This window comes from Streptomyces sp. NBC_01314, from assembly GCF_041435215.1.
Taxonomy (GTDB): domain Bacteria; phylum Actinomycetota; class Actinomycetes; order Streptomycetales; family Streptomycetaceae; genus Streptomyces.
This window is the reverse complement of the sequence record NZ_CP108394.1, coordinates 1,982,144-1,998,830: the sequence shown is the minus strand read 5'-3', so window position 1 is coordinate 1,998,830 and position 16,687 is coordinate 1,982,144. Positions and strand designations below refer to the sequence as shown.

Annotated in this window: 15 protein-coding genes; 10 read left to right on the top strand and 5 right to left on the bottom strand. The window is 69.3% G+C overall.

All coding sequences use genetic code 11. The features are described 5' to 3' along the window. Positions 1-38: 38 nt before the first annotated feature. Both OG622_RS08845 and OG622_RS08840 read right to left on the bottom strand, forming a co-directional pair. Positions 39-494: a MarR family winged helix-turn-helix transcriptional regulator gene (locus tag OG622_RS08845; RefSeq protein WP_371574616.1), complete on the bottom strand. Its 456-nt coding sequence runs from the start codon at positions 492-494 to the stop codon at positions 39-41. An 88-nt stretch (positions 495-582) separates the two neighbouring features. Further along, on the bottom strand, positions 583-1,059 hold the full coding sequence (locus OG622_RS08840; RefSeq protein WP_371574614.1) for a MarR family winged helix-turn-helix transcriptional regulator: 477 nt from the start codon (positions 1,057-1,059) through the stop codon (positions 583-585). 73 nt (positions 1,060-1,132) lie between these two features. Here OG622_RS08840 and OG622_RS08835 point away from each other — a divergent pair, with 73 nt between their 5' ends. From OG622_RS08835 to OG622_RS08825, 3 genes are all read left to right on the top strand, one after another. Continuing rightward, positions 1,133-1,948 (top strand): SDR family NAD(P)-dependent oxidoreductase, encoded by an 816-nt coding sequence (locus tag OG622_RS08835; protein ID WP_371574612.1) that lies wholly within the window; start codon positions 1,133-1,135, stop codon positions 1,946-1,948. A 1,176-nt stretch (positions 1,949-3,124) separates the two neighbouring features. Continuing rightward, positions 3,125-4,660 (top strand): aldehyde dehydrogenase family protein, encoded by a 1,536-nt coding sequence (locus OG622_RS08830; protein WP_371574610.1) that lies wholly within the window; start codon positions 3,125-3,127, stop codon positions 4,658-4,660. Between the two features lie 406 nt (positions 4,661-5,066). Next, the gene (locus OG622_RS08825; protein ID WP_371574608.1) at positions 5,067-6,209 is read left to right on the top strand and encodes an amidohydrolase family protein; all 1,143 of its coding nucleotides are present in this window, start codon (positions 5,067-5,069) and stop codon (positions 6,207-6,209) included. A 64-nt stretch (positions 6,210-6,273) separates the two neighbouring features. Here OG622_RS08825 and OG622_RS08820 read toward each other — a convergent pair whose 3' ends face one another. Next, positions 6,274-7,005: an IclR family transcriptional regulator gene (locus OG622_RS08820; protein ID WP_371574606.1), complete on the bottom strand. Its 732-nt coding sequence runs from the start codon at positions 7,003-7,005 to the stop codon at positions 6,274-6,276. A gap of 197 nt (positions 7,006-7,202) precedes the next feature. Between OG622_RS08820 and OG622_RS08815 the strand changes: the two genes are divergently transcribed. Together OG622_RS08815 and OG622_RS08810 are read left to right on the top strand one after the other, a co-directional pair. Beyond that, positions 7,203-8,279, top strand: coding sequence for a cupin domain-containing protein (locus tag OG622_RS08815; protein ID WP_371574604.1), 1,077 nt, complete (start codon positions 7,203-7,205; stop codon positions 8,277-8,279). After that, positions 8,276-9,106, top strand: coding sequence for a fumarylacetoacetate hydrolase family protein (locus OG622_RS08810; RefSeq protein WP_371574602.1), 831 nt, complete (start codon positions 8,276-8,278; stop codon positions 9,104-9,106). The genes OG622_RS08815 and OG622_RS08810 overlap by 4 nt, the downstream gene beginning before the upstream one ends. Positions 9,107-9,647: 541 nt before the next feature. On the opposite strand, the gene OG622_RS08805 is transcribed toward OG622_RS08810, so the two are convergent. Beyond that, entirely contained in the window at positions 9,648-10,019 is a 372-nt protein-coding gene (locus OG622_RS08805; protein WP_371574600.1) for an antibiotic biosynthesis monooxygenase, read from the bottom strand. A 179-nt stretch (positions 10,020-10,198) separates the two neighbouring features. Then, positions 10,199-10,993 carry an alpha/beta fold hydrolase gene (locus tag OG622_RS08800; RefSeq protein WP_371574598.1) on the bottom strand — a complete coding sequence of 265 codons (795 nt, stop codon included), beginning with the start codon at positions 10,991-10,993 and terminating at the stop codon, positions 10,199-10,201. Positions 10,994-11,135: 142 nt separating this feature from the next. On the opposite strand from OG622_RS08800, the gene OG622_RS08795 reads away from it, so the two are divergent. From OG622_RS08795 to OG622_RS08775, 5 genes are all read left to right on the top strand, one after another. Beyond that, positions 11,136-11,738 carry a TetR/AcrR family transcriptional regulator gene (locus tag OG622_RS08795; RefSeq protein ID WP_371574596.1) on the top strand — a complete coding sequence of 201 codons (603 nt, stop codon included), beginning with the start codon at positions 11,136-11,138 and terminating at the stop codon, positions 11,736-11,738. A gap of 1,158 nt (positions 11,739-12,896) precedes the next feature. Continuing rightward, positions 12,897-13,985: an amidohydrolase family protein gene (locus OG622_RS08790; RefSeq protein WP_371574594.1), complete on the top strand. Its 1,089-nt coding sequence runs from the start codon at positions 12,897-12,899 to the stop codon at positions 13,983-13,985. 60 nt (positions 13,986-14,045) lie between these two features. Then, positions 14,046-14,528 (top strand): glycosyltransferase, encoded by a 483-nt coding sequence (locus OG622_RS08785; protein ID WP_371574593.1) that lies wholly within the window; start codon positions 14,046-14,048, stop codon positions 14,526-14,528. Further along, on the top strand, positions 14,497-15,201 hold the full coding sequence (locus OG622_RS08780) for a response regulator (protein ID WP_371574591.1): 705 nt from the start codon (positions 14,497-14,499) through the stop codon (positions 15,199-15,201). Before OG622_RS08785 ends, OG622_RS08780 begins: the two co-directional genes overlap by 32 nt. 22 nt (positions 15,202-15,223) lie before the next feature. Next, a complete protein-coding gene (locus tag OG622_RS08775; RefSeq protein WP_371574589.1) occupies positions 15,224-16,354 on the top strand; it encodes a sensor histidine kinase in 1,131 nt (376 codons plus the stop codon). The last annotated feature ends 333 nt before the right edge of the window (positions 16,355-16,687 follow it).

The following is a 16,687-nucleotide window of genomic DNA, read 5'->3' as shown; positions in this document are numbered from 1 at the left end:
CGCGGTGACGCCGATCGATGGCCGGCGGGCCCACCGGCTCATGCATCCCGGACCACCTCGGCCACCTCGTCGAGCAGGGTCCTCAGCTGTGCGGTTTTCCTGGGGCCCAGCTTCTCGGCGATCTGCTGTTCGATGCCCACGATCACGGCCTCGGCATCGCGCAGGGAGTCACGGCCCGCATCGGTGAGGTGCAGCTCCTGCACATGGCGGTGGCGCGGGTGCGGTCGGCGTTCCAGTTGGCCCCGCTCCTCCAGGCGGGCGACCTGGGAGGCCACTGCTTGCGGGGTGACGTTCAGACGGCGGGCCAGTTCCGCACCGGTCAGGCCGGGATCGCTGTGGACGGAGATCAGCAGGGTGTACTGCGCGGCCGCGATACCCACTGGTCGTAGCCGCTGATCCTTCCGGGCCTGAACTGCCCAGTCCGCCCGCCGCAGAGCCCAGGTCACTCGGTCCTGTGCGTTGGCGGCGATCGGCCGCCCGTCGTCGTGTGTCACGCCGCGAGAATACGACACCTGGGCCTGTATAAAATAGCTGATATCAATCAAGCAGCTGAATAGGTGGGCACTTTCTGCTCGGCCACCGTCAGTCGACGGGACCGCGGGGTCCGTCCTCGCGTATCGTCGCGGCCACCCGGTTGAGCAGCGCCCGCAACTGCGTGGTCTCCTTCGGACCGAGATCATCGGTGATCTGCAGCTCGATGTCGGCGATCACCTTGTCGGCCGCGCTCAGCGACTCCCGCCCGGCGTCGGTGAGGTGCAGCTCCTGCACGTGCCGGTGGCGCGGGTGCTCGCGTCTCTCCAGATGTCCCCGGCTCTCCAGCCGCGCCACCAGTGAGGCGACGGCCTGGGGGGTGACGTTGAGGCGGCGGGCCAGCTCGGCGCCGGTCAGTCCCGGCTCGACATGGACCGACATCAGGAGCGTGTAGTGCGCCGGCGCCAGGCCCAGCGGGCGCAGCCGCTGTTCCTTGAGTGTCAGCACTGCCAGCTCCGCGCGGCGTAGCGCCCACGTCACCCGGTCGAGCGCGCCGAGCCCGACGGGCTCCTCGTTGTTTCGTATCACGGGAGAAGGATACGACACTTCATCACTATCAAGCGTTTGACAGTGGCCCAGCGCTTGAAGAACACTGTCTCCCATGACTCGTACCAATGCTCTGATCACTGGCGCCTCCTCCGGCATCGGCGCCGCCTACGCCCGTCTCCTGGCGGACGACCACGACCTCGTCCTGGTCGCGCGACGTGCCGACCGCCTCGCCGACCTCGCCGAGGAACTCCGCGCCCGTGGAGCGGCCGTCGAGGTGCTGCCCGCCGACCTCGCCACCCACGAAGGCATCGCCGCCGTCACCACCCGCCTGGCCGTCGGCGACGTGCGCATGCTGATCAGCAACGCCGGTGCCGGCGGCTACGCCCCGCTCACCGACGTCGACCCGGCCGACATCGAAAGCCTGCTCACCCTCAACGCCGTCGCGCCCATCCTGCTGGTCCGCGCCGCGCTTCCCGGAATGCTCGCGGCGGGGGAGGGCAGCATCGTCACTGTCGCCTCGCTTCTCGCCTTCAGCGCGGGCCGTACCCTCGCCGTCGGTGGGGACGGCGCGCGCCCGCAAGCACCCCGGCGCACCCTCTACGTCGCCGCGAAGACCGCCACCGTCGGATTCACGCGCACACTCGCGGGTGAACTCGCCGACACCCCGGTCCGTGTCCAGGTGGTGTGCCCCAGCATCGTGGCAACGGAGTGGAACGGCGGTGTCGCGCGCGGCAACCCCCGGGCCATGCTGCCTGAGGACGTCGCCTCGGCGAGCCTGGCCGGTCTGCGTCTCGGTGAGACCGTCTGTGTCCCCGGTCTGGAGGAGCAGGACTCAGCGCTGGACGCGCTGCTCGCCGCGGAGGCCGGTGTGATGGCGGGGGGCTTCCGGCCCACCCCCGCGATTCGCTACACGGATCAGCGAGCCTAGGCAGCAGCCATGACCGGCGGGCGGATGGCGGGTTTCCTGCTGTTCGGCCACCTCTCTGGCTCTCTTGGCGTTGAGTCAAGATGAGCCGCAGTTCATTCCTCTTTTATGTCCCTGGTGTTGACTGGTTGACATTCCATAACTAACTTGGCTCTCATTCAAGAGTGAGGAAGTGGGCGGGGCCACAGCGCTCAGGGCGCAGCGGGCCGGCAACAGCTCCTGAGCCTCCTGTGCTGTTGGTCGGCTCGCAAAGCAGTCATCGGCCCGGCGGCTCACCTGTCTGCTGAACCTGAATGGTCGCGCGGGCATGTGAGCGGCGCTGGATCGACGGGGCGCTGTTGGCTCGACGGGCGAGCTCCTGCCCTCGATGACTCCGCAATCGTCGGTGATCCGAGCGGTCGGGCGACTGCAGGGGCCGTCCCGCCGGAGTCGGTTTCGGCGAGCCGGAGCCGACCTCGTTACTCGCGTCGGGGCGGGAGCCGGCTCGGGTGGGAAGCCCGCATCTCCTCCTCTGCAGCCGACCGCGAGAGTTGGTCAGTCATGAGTGGCCCAGCAACCACACCGCCCGACACCCAGGACCACTTCGGCGCTCCGCGTGAGGTGGAAGACAGGGTGCTCCGGCTGTCCTCGGCGATCATCCATCAGAGCTGTCCGAGCCGGTCCGAGGATCCGGACCCCGTCGACTACTCGACCGGGTCCGTCGGCATAGAGGCGCTCCCGCCCCGATCCGGGGGCGCTCTCGCGGCGCTACGTCAACGCCACCGTCGGCGACGTGGGTTCCGGGCGGCAGTTCTCGTTGGTCGGCGATGCCGAGCTGGACGAGGGCGCGGTGGGGGGCGCTGGACCGGGTCGTACCCGACATCGCCGCCGGGCCCGGATCGCTTGAGGACGTCTACCGCCATCACGGGCTCGATGCGGACAGCGTCGTGCGTGCCGCCCTCGACCTAGCTGACCTGGCTACAAGCTTCTTGTTAGCTATCAAACGCTTGACACTAGCCTAGCGCTTGATAATCTAGTACTTGCGTCGGCCCTTGGGCCGTCGCCGAAGTTCATTCACGTCGGCGCGCACCCGCTGTCGCACAGCGCCTCTTCACCGCGCCGAACACCGCGTCCGCCGCCCGTCGGCACCTTCGGGGTGCTGTTCGGATGCCGGCGGTCGTAAGAAATTGGGAGAAACCCGTGAGTAACAACCCTTCAGCGATCACGCGTGACGGAGTCATCGGACAGGACGGCAGTGAGGTGGTCACCGTCGATCAGGCCACCGGAGCCGAGTTCGCGCGGTACCCCGTGGCGGGGAAGGAGGAGGCGGCCGCGGCCGTCGCTGCCGCCCGCTCGGTCGCCGCGGCCTGGTGGGACCTCGGATTCGAGGGCCGTGCGGAGCGGCTGCGCGCGTGGCGGCGGGAGATGGCCGTGAGTGGTGAGGAGGGCACCGCACTCATTCACGCCGAGAACGGCAAGCCTCTCGACGAGGCCCGCTTGGAGGTGCTCGGGATTCTGGAGCACGTGCAGTACGCCATCGAGAACGCCGAGCGCGTGCTGGGACGCCGTGAGGTCCCCGGCAGCCACACCGTGCCCAACCAGCGGGCGTGGGTCGAATACCAGCCCTACGGCGTCGTAGGTGTCATCGGCCCGTGGAACTTCCCCCTGCTGACGCCTGGGGCCATCCTGATCGAGGCGATCGCGGCAGGCAACGCCGCCATCCTCAAGCCCAGCCAGATCACGCCCGGCATCGGACAGTGGCTCGTCCAGACCTGGCAGCGGGCCGTTCCGGACCTTCCGTCCGTCCTGCAGAACCTGAACGGGTTCGGGGCCACGGGCGGGGCGCTCATCGAGGCCGGCCTGAACAAGCTGGCCTTCACCGGCAGTGTCAACACGGGCAAGACCGTGGCCGCCCAGTGCGCGCAGTCCCTGACCCCCGTTCTGCTGGAACTGGGAGGAAAGGACGGCGTCGTCGTGGCCGAGGACGCCGACCTGGACGAAGCCGCCCGCCATGTCGTCTGGGGCTCCATGCAGAACACCGGACACGGCTGCATCAGTCTCGAAGTGGCGTACGTCGTCGAGTCGGTTCACGACGAGTTCGTCGAGAAGATCAGCGAGCTTGCCAAGCAAATCCGCGTCGGCAGCGGCGAGGACGCGGAGATCGGGCCGGTTCCCCTGCCCACCCAGATCCCTATCATCCGGGAGCACATCGAGGACGCGCTCGAGCGCGGCGCGACAGCCACCGTCGGCGGCCTCGACGCAGTGGGTGACCGCTATGTCTCCCCCACCGTCCTCGTCGGCGTGGCCCCGGACTCTCTCGCGGTGACGGAAGAGACGTTCGGTCCGACCCTGGCCGTCGTCAAGGTGGCCGACACCGAGGAGGCCATCGCTCACATCAACGCCAGCCGCTACGGACTGGGTAGTGCCGTCTTCAGCCGCGACCGCGGCGAAGCCATCGCCCGTCAACTCCGCGTCGGAATGACCAGCATCAACGACGCCCTGGTGTTCTCCATCAACCCCGCGGTGCCCTTCGGCGGTCGCGGCGACAGCGGTTACGGGCGCAAGCAGGGCGAGGAAGGACTCCGGGAGTTCGCCTACCCGCACTCCTTCACCGCCAAGACCGGCCCTGCCCAGTTCTCGGCCACCACCTTCGGCAGGCCCGCGGGCGCGATGGCGGGAGCCCTCGCCGGCGTACGCGACAGGATCCTGGCCGAGGGCGACAGGAAGACCGCCTGACCAACCGGCGGTCAGAAGCGCACGGTCCGGTCCGGCATCCATCCCCGTCACCAGACCGGTCGCCGACTGACGGCACCGGGTCCGAGAGGGCGGCGCCCACCTCGGACCCGGTCGCCGGACACAGCTCACCCACTCTGCGAGCCGACCACGACAACCGATGCCCCGACCGCCCGGCACGCGCCGACGGCCGCGGCTCGGCAGGGATTTGACGGCTGGGGAACAACGCGCACTTCGCGGAGTGCGACAGCCACTGGCAGGACCCGGCGATCACCCGCGCCACCACCGAGGAAGAGTGAACATGTCCAACGACCGTCCCTTCCAAGCCGTGGCTCCACCCGCCTAGTCCCCGACCCGGGCCACCCGGCGCAGCTTCATCGCCGCGACCGCCGCCGCCGGAGGAGCCGCCGTGGTCGGCGGTCTGGTCGCCGGGTCGCCCGCACCGGCCGCCGAGGCCGTGCCCGGCCGCGGTGTCTCCACGAAGGACCGCGGCGCTCGTGGAACCGGTCACAAGCAGCCGACGCCAGGTCCGCCGACACCACACGCAGACAGCAACTCGAAGACCCGTCGCGACACTTCGGAGAAAAAGATGCGCATCGTAGCCGTGGAAGAAGCGTTCTCCGTTCCTGGAACCATCCGGCAGGAGGATGCGATCCGTCAGCGCATGCCCGTGCCGGAGGCGATGAAGCAGGACTGGTTCCGTCGCCTGGACGATCTGGCCGAGCTGCGGCTGGCGGACATGGACGCCAACGGCGTCGATGTCCAGGTCCTCTCGTATTCCACGCCGGGCGTGGAAGTGATAGAGGATCCCGCGGAGGCCGTGGCGGCCGCAAAGCGGATCAACGACTATCTGGCCAAGGCGATCGCCGTACATCCGACCCGCTTCGCGGGCTTTGCCACCCTTCCGTTACAGGACCCCAAGGCCGCGGTCATGGAGCTGCGTCGGGCGGTCACGGAGCTCGGGTTCAAGGGCGTGCTGTACAACGACCATGTGCGGGGGCACTACCTGGACGAGCCGCGGTTCAGGCCGGTATGGGCCGAACTGGAGCGCCTCGGCGTGACGCTGTACCTGCATCCGGCCATTGTTCCGGCCGACAACTGGCATGTCTTCGACGGATATCCCGCGCTGGTCGGGCCGTCCTGGGGCTGGACCGCGACGGTGGGCGCCCATGCGCTCCGCCTGATCTACGGCGGCGTGTTCGACGAGTTCCCGGGTGCGTCCGTGACGTTGGGGCACATGGGTGAGCTGCTGCCGTTCCAGACCGCCCGGCTCGACAGCCGCTGCTCCCAAGTGCCTGTTGAGCAGAGGATGCAGCACCTGCCTTCGTACTACCTGCGGAACAACGTGTACGTCACCACCAGCGGAGTCATGTCGCATGCCGCGCTGCTGGGAGCTGTCCATGCCGTAGGCGTCGACCGGGTGCTGTTCTCCATCGATTACCCGTTCGAGTCCAGCGCCGAGGCGGTGAGGTTCCTGCGTTCCGCCCCGTACGCGCCGGCCGACCTCGCGCGCATCGCGCATGGCAATGCCGAGCGGATTCTGGGGCTGTGATCGCCCAACAGCCTGTGCGGTCCCGCTTTTCTCTCGGGATGACGGTGCCGCCCGCCACCGCCGTTCACAGACCCTGACCGATGTCCTGCACGGCTGCCAGCAAGGGTCGGGACAAGGCTGTCAGGCTCGCACGGGTGCACCGGACCGACGGAGCCGCGACCGCCACGGCGGCCACGGCGGTTCCCGTGCGATCGCGCACACACGCACCGACGGCGTGCACTCCGCGCTCGCTCTCCTGGAGGTTGATCGCGTAGCCGTCCCTTCGCACCGCCACCAGCTCGTTGAACAGGCGCTCCACGTCGTCAGAAGCGTCGGCCCGCTCCCCGGGGAGCCCGTTGGGATAGAGGGCTCGGAGCCGGTCCGCCGGCAGCGCGGCGAGCATGGCCTTGCCGCCCGAGGTCACGTGGGCGGGCAGGAGTGTGCCGGTGCGGTAGCTGACCCGCAGCGCCTGGGGGCCCTCCACGCCGTCCAGGAAGCGGGCTCCGTTGCCATCGAGCACCATCAGATGGGTCGTCTCACGGACGGCGTCCGTCAGCCGTTGCAGGTGAGGGTGGGCGATGGTGATCAGGTCCGGGGGAAGGGCCGTCCGGCTTCCCCTGATCGCCTGCAGAGCGGGCCCCGGCCGGTACACCTTGTGGCGGTCCTGCACCGCGAATCCCTCGAAGACGAGCATCGCCAGGATCCGGTGCGCGGTCGACCGTGCGACGCCCAGCCGGTCCGCGACGTCCATCACCCGCAGCTCGTCGAGCTCGTGCAGCAGCCTGACCACGCGCAGGGCGTTGCCCGCAGCGCTCACCGGATACGAAGGGCTGGGCGATGGGCTGGGCGATGGGCTGGGCGAGGTACTGGGCGAGGGGCCCACTGAATTCTCCATAGAAGAATTCTAAGCCTCATTGATTCCGCTGAGGGGAAATGGCGGCGTAGCGTCAGGATCAGCGCGGAACGACGCGCGCTTCTTCCGGCGGTCGCCGAACACACGACGTGGAGGTTTCCGTGACCGATACCAACAGCGAACAGTCCGAGCACAAGCTGCTCGACGAGCTGTACGCCGACTTCGAGGACGCGGGTCTGATCCCGCTGTGGACGCAGGTGGACGGCCTCATGCCGATGTCGCCGCAGCCCGCCGCGGTCCCGCACCTGTGGCGATGGGCGGAGCTGCTGCCCATCGCGCAGCGCTCCGGAGAGCTCGTGCCGGTGGGGCGTGGCGGCGAGCGCCGCGCCATGGCCCTGTCCAACCCCGGCCTTCCGGGCCTTCCTTTCGCCACTCCGACCCTGTGGACCGCGATCCAGTACCTGGGGCCGCGTGAGGTCGCCCCTTCGCACCGGCACAGCCAGGGCGCCTTCCGGTTCGTCGTCGAAGGTGAGGGCGTGTGGACCAACGTCGACGGGGACGCGGTGGCGATGCGGCGGGGTGACCTGCTGCTGACGCCCAGCTGGGCCTTCCACGAGCACCAGAACGTCACCGACAAGCCGATGGCCTGGCTCGACGGCCTCGACATCCCGCTCGTCTCCAAACTCGACGCGGGTTTCTTCGAGTTCGGCCCCGACGAACTCTCCACCCGCGAAACCCCCGAGCACTCGCGCGGCGAGCGACTGTGGGGCCGGCCCGGGCTGCGCCCGATCAGTCAGCCCGACCAGCCCAACTCCCCGCTGGGCGCCTACCGCTGGGAACACACGGACGCCGCCCTGACTGCCCAGCTGGAGCTGGAGGACGAAGGCGTACCCGGCGTGCTCGAACCCGGACACGCCGGAGTGCGCTTCTCCAACCCCACCACCGGCAGGGACGCCCTGGTCACGATGCGCACCGAGATGCGCCGACTGCGGGCCGGTACCCAGACCGCCCCGGTGCGCACGGTCGGCTCCGCGGTCTGGCAGGTGTTCGAGGGCGAGGCGGTCGCCCATGTCGGCGACAAGGTCTTCGAGATCGCCACGGGCGACCTGTTCGTCGTCCCGTCCTGGTGCGAGGTCTCGCTGTCCGCCCGCACCCAGGTCGACCTTTTCCGTTTCAGCGACGAGCCCGTCTACGAGGCCCTGGGACTCGCCCGTACCTCCCGAGGAGAACACAAGTGAAGCTCGCCACCATCCGGGTCAACGGCACCACCCGCGCCGTCCGTGTCGACGAGGACAAGGCGGTGGACCTCGGAGAGACCGACCTGGTGGCCTTCCTGCGCCACGGCGACTGGGCGGCGCGCGCCGCGAACGCCGACGGCGAGACGTACGAGGGTGCCCTGGACTACGCGCCGGTGGTCGTCGCGCCGGAGAAGGTCGTGTGCGTCGGCCTCAACTACCGCACCCACATCCTGGAGATGGGCCGCGAACTCCCCTCACATCCCACGCTGTTCAACAAGTACGCGCGGGCGCTGGTCGGTGCGTACGACGACGTGATCCTGCCCGCCGCGTCCGCGCAGATGGACTGGGAGGCCGAACTCGGCGTGGTCATCGGGGCCGAGGTCCGGCACGCCGACCCGGAGCGGGCACGGGCGGCGATCGCCGGGTACACCGTGCTGAACGACGTCACCGCCCGGGACTGGCAGTACCGCACCACTCAGTGGGACCAGGGCAAGACCTTCGAGGCCACCACCCCCATCGGGCCGTGGCTGGTGACCGCCGACGACCCCGCGGTGGCTGCCCCGGGCCTGAGCCTGACCTGTGAAGTCGATGGCGACACCGTCCAGAAGGCCGACACCGGTGACCTTGTCTTCGATCCGGCCACGCTGGTCGCGTACCTGTCCGAGATCATCACGCTCGTGCCCGGCGACGTGATCGCCACCGGAACTCCGGGCGGAGTAGGCCACGCGCGCAAGCCCTCCCGCTATCTCCAGGACGGTTCGGCCCTCGTCACCCGGATCGAGGGGATCGGCGAGTGCCGCAACACCTGCCACCGCGAGACACGGTGAGCGCACGCCCGGCCGCGATGCCGGAGTGGGCAGCCAAGGGCACGGCCGCCTTCGAGACCTCCGTGTACTGACTGACCGACCCGGGATTCACCAGGTCCTCGTACCTGCCGGGTTGGAGCCGGGCCCGCGTCGTCGCCCGCGTGGCCCGCGACGCCGACGCGCTCGTCGACCTGCTGACCTGGGCGCGTACAGATGTCGCGACGCCCATGTACGCGAGTGGCGAACCAGCGTGCGCACGAGATCGGGGAGGGTGCCCGGCGGTCGGCCGAAGAGCTGCGGTCGGCCGAAGAGCTGCGTGCGGAGCTTCTCGCGGCCGACAGCCGTCTCGCCGCGGAAGTCGCCGCACTGGCGGACGGGCGCACTGCCGGACGGGCGCGCCGCCGCAGAGGGTGCGCCGACGACGTCGCGGTGATGCTCCCGCTGTCCCTGAACGCGTTATGGCTGCCCTGTCGGCCCTCGGGCGGCGGTACCTGGGGAACAGCTCCAGGTACCGCCGTCTCCGTCGACCGGTCCCGACCGTCGGACCAGCAACGGACGGTCATCATTCCCCTTCGCAGACGCCCTCGACAGCGACCTTCTGGTACAGGTGCGGGTAGGCGACGGTGCCGGCAGGGTAGCGCTCCAGGTGCGAGGCGAACTCCGGCGTGCCGAGCGCTGCGCGGAGGTGCTCGGTGGATTTCCAGACCGCGACGTTGGTGAACAGCCGACTGCCGCCGATGCCCCGGTACAGCTGCACCGAGAGAAGGCTCCCCGACTTCTTCATGTACTCCGCGTCGTCCGTCCAGGCGGCCACCACCTCGTCCTCCTTGCCTTCCGGAGCGACAAACGTGTTGATGATGGTGACCGGGTCGGCCTTCTCCTTCTGCTGGTCGCGGAAGGAGGTGGTCTCGTCGAGACTGCCGAAGTTGAGCATGATTTCTCCATGAACTCGAGAGGGGAAGTGGGTCTACGAACCCACAGAGATTCCAGTGATCGGGGACCGGGAGGCGGCCGATTCCACCACTGGGGCTGGTAAGTGGATCGTGATCAATGGTCGGTCCGGGTGTGGGGCTACGCCGCTGTTCGCTGCGTGGCCTCACCCGTGGTGCGCCCTCAGGCGTTGTGCTTGCCGAGGAAGTCGTTGATGAGCTGCAGCCACTCCTCGGTCCGCTCCAGCATCGGCAGGTGGCCGGTGGCGATTTCCGCGAGCTGGGCGCCGGGGATGGTCTCGGCGAGCTGGCGGTGCAGGCCCGTGGAGGTGAGCCGGTCGTCGGTGGTCGAAACGACCAGGGTGGGGACCTTGATGCCGGCGAGGTCGTCCCGGACGTCGACCTGGCCGACGAGGTCGGTCTGCTCGGAGCTGCCGTCGGCCGCGCCGGCGGCGACGTAACCGAGGGTCTGCCGCAGCTGCTCGGCGGGCATGGACTCCAGCGCCTGGGTGCCGAGGGCCATCATGAGCTGGAATTCGGCGAGCAGTTCGCGGTCGCCGGACGCGGCGATCTTGCTCCAGACCGAGGAGGCGAGAGCGAGCCGGTTGTCGCGGTGCGGGAAAGAGGCGGTCAGGACGAGCGCGGTGACGCGCTCGGGGTGGCGGGTGGCGGCGCGGATGGCGACCGGGCCGCCGAGGGAGTAGCCGGACACGGCGAAGCGGTCCAGGCCCTCCGCGTCGGCGGCGGCGATGAGCTGGTCGGCGAGGTCGTCGACGGACAGCGGGGTCGTGGAGCGGGGGGTGTCGCCGCTGCCGGGGTAGTCGATGCCGACGACGGTGTTGCGGGCGGCGAGTCCTTCCAGGACGGGGCCGTAGGTGCCGGCCAGGCTGCTGCCGGCGCCGTGGGCGAGGAGCAGACCGGGGCCGGACCCGAGGCGAGTACGGGCGAACGCGGGCTCGAGCAGGGTGCGAGACGACATGGCCATCTACCTTTCACAGACACCGACACGCAAGGAATCATCCAGTGCGTGTGATTGCTCTTCAGTTGTATCACACGCGCCGTATGATTCAGACTGTGACGTCAATCACCCTCGCCGTATGATTTGCCGGTAGGGTGGCGGGATGAACCAGCCCCTGCACCGCCGTCAGCCGACCCCGGGCAATCCGCGCGTGCAGCGCACCCGCAACCGCGTGCTGGCCGTCGCGCGAGAACTGCTGCCCCGGGTCGGACCGGCCGGGCTGACCTATGCCCTGCTGGCCGAACGGGCGGAGGTCACTCGCCAGACCCTCTACCGGCACTGGCCCACCCGAGCCGCGCTGCTCTTCGACCTCGTCCTCGAAGGCCCCGACCTCGGGACCTACCCCGAACCGGGCAGCGACGTGGGCGCCGTGGCCACCGCCTGGCTGAAGAGCCTGCGTGCCGGCGTCAGCGTGCCGTCCGTGCGCACCGCGGCACTGGCCGTCACCGCTCAGGCCGACCACGACCCCGACAGTGCCAGGGCACTCGTCCGCATCGGCGAAGACCGCCACACCGGCTTCAACAGGCTGCTGGAGCCTGCGGGCATCCAGATCAGCGACGACGAGTTCACCCTGCTGTACGGGCCCGTCCTCGCCCGGCTCTTCCTCGACCGCGGCCAGGTCACCGACGCCTTCATCGACGCCGTCGTGGCCCAGTGGCTCACCATGCTGCAGCCTGTCGGCGCACCGCAGGACTCGCAGGAGTAGTCACCGAGGGCTCTTGACAGAGGTCAACCGGAACAGCAGCGTTCAGGCAGCGAAACCGGTACGTGCCCTCAAGGGCTCTCGAAGGCACGGGCGTTGAGGCGGCGTCGAACCTCGCGAACAGGCAGGACAACATCCGCGATGTCGGATCGCCGCTCCACCTGCCCCCGGACACGGCGGACGCACCCAAGAGCTGACCACGCACTCCTGACGGACCCGTCTGAAGAAGTCTCGCGTTCGTCGTACCGGCCGGGTGGCAGCGCCTCACCTTCCGCATCGGCTTCCTCGGCACGGCGGCCGGGGGAGTCCCCCTGAATCCGGAAGAAGCGGGAGACCACGGCAGGAAGTGGGCGCCAGCCCGGCGATTCGCTTCACGGAAGCTTCATGCGCCCAGTGGTACGTGCCTTATGAGGCGCCTGTTGTCTGAGGGTCATGCACGCACTGCTCATCCCGCCGATGGACACCGTTGATCACCCTGTTGTGCGGCACCTGACTACGGCGGTTCACACCGCGCCGTCCGGTTCCGTCGTGCTCGGCGCGTTCCCTCGTCCGGTGTCGGCCAGGCACGTGGACCCCGTCGGGCAGGCGGCCGGCGACTACGCGCCGCATGAAGGAACCGGCGGCCTGTTCACGACCTGCGTGGCGGAAGCGGCAACGGCGGGGTCGGCAGTGGCAGTGACAGCGGGGGTGGCGGCGAAGCCGGCGGCGTTGCTCGTGGGTCCGCTTCACAACCGACTACCGGTCGGCGCGGCGGCATCGGCGCCATAGGGCTCCCACGCATGAGCGCCGAATCGACCTGTTGGCGGAGACCGCCCAGCCGAGGAGCGACTTACCCGCTTGCGCTCCCCGATCTGCCCGGACCGCGCGCACGCACGGCCGGGGAGACAGCGGTCTCCATCGAGGCGGGGACCATCGCCGCCCAGCCCGACCGGGACACCGGCCGGCCTCTTCGACACGGCACCGGCCCCACCCGCTGCCCTGCGCAGGCCGCCCGGCCTGGCGACGGTGTCACGACCCACACACATACGACCTGATTCGCACACAGAATCAAGAGGGGAACTGGAAATGAACCTGCGACGGAACATCTCGCGTCGAAGGATGATCGAAGGGGCATCGGCCGCGGCGCTTGTCACGGCGGCGGCGGCCACGGTGCCTGCTGCCATGGCCAGTCCGGAGACGGCATCGTCCGGCTCGGGGCTGCCGAAGGGCAACTGGCGTATCGACACCCACGCCCACTACTCGCCCGACGTGTACAACGACTACCTGAAGCGCTACGGCCTCCTCGGCGCCATTACCGGGGCGTACGGTCCGTGGTCGGTCGAGCGGCACGTCGCCTTCATGGACCAGTACCGGATCCAGGCCAGCGTCCTGTCGTTCGGCGACCTCCAGGTCACCGTCGGCCCGGTCGACGACCGGCGCGCCACCGCCCGCGCGGTCAACGACTACGCCCACAACCTCGTGCGGACCCGGGGTGACCGGTTCGGGATCTTCGCGGTCACTCCGATGCCCGACATCGACGGCGCGGTCGCCGAGGTGGACCGTGCGCTCGGCGAACTGGATCTCGACGGCATCTGCCTGCTCACCAACTACAAGGGCACCTACCTCGGGGATCCTTCGTTCGCACCTCTGTACGAGATCCTCAATGACCGCCATGCCTACGTCTATGTCCACCCGACGGGTCCGGAGGCGAACCCGGCTCCGAAGCTCTGCTTCGGCCCGGACATCCCGGCCGGGAACAACGTCTTCGAGTACACGTTCGATGCGACCCGCGCGATGACCAGCCTTATCTACAACGGTGTCCTGCGGGACTACCCGAACATCCGCTGGCACTTCACGCACTCCGGCGGGGCACTGCCCTTCCTGGCCTACCGGCTCGCGACACGGCACTCGGCCTTCCCGCCCTTCAACGAGGTGCTGCCCGAAGGCCCCCTCAAGTACATGAAGCGGCTGTTCTTCGACAACGCACAGGCGTTTACCGCGGCGCAGTTGCAGCCGCTGTCGTCCCTCGTGCCCGCCGACCACATCATGTTCGGCAGCGACTGGCCGGCGACCCGCCACCTCTATGCGGCCGACAACGTCGAGACGATGCCCTTCCTCAAGGGCAGCCTGCCGATTCTCAAGACGGGCGACCCCGAACCGACCGTCGACGAGATCTACAGCCGGCGCGAGCGGATCGCCCTCGAGCGGGACAACGCCCTCGGCCAGTTCCCGAAACTGAAGGCGCGTATACGCCGCGCCGGCTCGCGCTGAGCCGCGACCGCACGCCAAGGCCGCCGCCCGCGTCCCGCCGAGGGGCACGGGCGGCGCTCTGTGCACCGGGACCGGATCACCTTCCACGGCCTCGCCACCGACCAAGAGGTTCTGACGCCTACGTCCGCTGCGACACCTTCCTGGTGCCCGAACACCGCGGAGCTGCAGAGCCTGGTCACCTTGGAGGCCATGGCCGCGGGCAAGCCCGTCGTCGCGGCCGACGCGACGGCGCTGCCACACATGGTCCACCCCGGCCGCGACAGCTACCTCTTCCGGCCCGGTGTCGTGGGCGCCCTCGCTGACCGCCTCATGGGCCGCTCGGCGACCCGGCGGCCCGGCGCCGGATGGGCGAGGCCGGCCCAACAGATCGTCGCCGACCCCGACATGCACCGTACGCTGGCCGCATTCGAGGCCCTCTGCCTCCACGCAGCCGTGTCACCCCGCGGCCATGGCGACCCTCCCCGTCCCTCTTCCCTTCCCTCCTCCCACCCGGCGATGGAAAGCGAGCACGATGAGTACGCAGCGCGTTCTGGTCGTCGATGACGAGCCCAAGATCCGCATGACCGTGCGCGGCTACCTGGAGGCGGACGGGTTCCACGTCGTCGAAGCCGCGGACGGACCGTCCGCCCTGCAGGCGGTCACCCGTGACCTGCCGGACCTCGTGGTGCTCGATGTGATGCTCCCGGGGCTGGACGGATTCCAGGTCCTGCGCCGCATCCGGGAGGCGAGCCAGATCCCGGTGATCATGCTCACCGCCCGCGACGAGGAGGTCGACCGGTTGATCGGCTTCACCACCGGCAGCGACGACTACGTCACCAAGCCGTTCAGCCCCCGCGAACTGGCCCTACGGGTGCGCGCCATCCTGCGGCGCACGGACAGCCGGTCCGAGGCGGCCGACGAGGACGGTGTCCTGCGCTTCGACGGGCTGACTGTCGACAGCGTGACGCGGACCGTGCTGGTCGATGCCGACCGGGCGGTGGAGCTGTCCGCTCTCGACTTCGATCTGCTGTTCGCGATGGCCCGGGCCCCCGGACGGGTCTTCACCCGGCGCGGCCTGCTGGCCCAGGTGTGGGGCGAGGACTTCTTCGGTGACGAGCGCGTCGTGGACGTGCACATCCGCACATTGCGGCGCGCGCTGGGCGACGACGCGGGCGCACCCCGGTTCGTGGGCACTGTCCGCACCATCGGCTACCGCTTCATCGGGCGCCCCGCCTAGCGGCCAGGAAGGACACCCACCCATGTCGCCCGCCCGCTTCCCGGCTTACCACAGGTGTCGTGCGCGGCTGCGCCGAATCCAGGAGCGTCTGTCGCTCCGCAACCGGCTGGTGCTCTCGCACGTCATGGTGCTCCTCCTGGCACTGCTGGCCATGGCGGCGATCAGCGCGCTGATCGAGGTCTGGCTCGGTTTTGCCGACATCGAAGGTGACGTGGTCCTGCAGGTCGGCCTTTTGTTCGGATTGGCCGCGGCCTTCCCGGCGTCCGTCGCCCTGTCCCGGTTTCTGCTGCGTCCGCTCGACAGGGTGCGCGCCACCACGCGCCGGCTCGCCGAGGGACACTACGACGACGTCCTCGAACTCCCCAGCGAACCGGGCCTGGCAGCGCTGGTCGAAGACGTCAACACGCTGGCGGCAGCCCTCGCCGACACCGAACGCCGCCGCGCCCGGCTGATCTCCGAGGTCGCCCACGAGATGCGAACCCCCATCACCCTGCTACGCGCCCAGATCGAGGGCGTGGCCGACGGAATCTTCGTCCCCGACGAGGCGATGTTCGCTTCCCTCGCCGACGACCTGGACCGGCTGCAGCGCTTAACGGGCGACCTCTCCAGTCTGTCCCGGTCGGAGGAGGGCGCCTTCGTTCTTCACAGCAAACTCACCGACGTGGCCATGGTGGCTCGGACCACAGCCGAGCGACTGCGCCCCCAGTACGACGACCAGACGGTGACCCTCGTCGTGGACGCAGGCACATCCGTCGGCGCTTTCTGCGACCCGGACCGGATCACCCAGGTCCTGGTGAACCTGCTCGGCAACGCACTGGCCGCATCCGACCGGTACGGGCATGTGGCGCTGTCCGTGCACGCTGAACCGTCTCCCGTGCACCATGTGATCGTCCGCATCGTGGACGACGGCATCGGCATCGCCGAACACAACCTGGAGCGCATCTTCCACCGCTTCGAACGCCTTGAGCGTCCCGGCCGACCCGCTGCCGCCGGCGGCAGCGGCATCGGCCTGGCCATCGCCCGGGGCATCGCCCGAGCCCACGGCGGAGACATCACCGCGGAATCCGCCGGCCTGGGCAAGGGAGCGACGTTCACCTTGCACCTACCGCAGGAACCCGCCCCCCGAAGCGGCATGCCACCGGTCTCCCGCTGACTCCGTCTCTCCCGCTGGACGCCGAGCAGTGCTCTCAGTGCGCGTGTTCGGCCCAGCGTCCGTTGCGGCTGGCTGCAGCTTTCACACTCGCTGTCTTCCCCGTCACCCCGGGCTAGGAAGCGGCCGGCCCCGTCGACGAGAAGTGGGCGCAGGCGTGGAGAACCCGCCTTCATGGAAGCTTCATACGCCGAGTGGTACGTGTTTTATGAGGCGGCTGTTGCCTGGCGGTCATGCAGGCTTCCCTCGTCCCGCCATCGGCCGCGGTTGATCACCATGGTGTGCGGCACCTGACTACAGCGGTTCACACCGCACTGTCCGGTTCCGTCGGCCTGT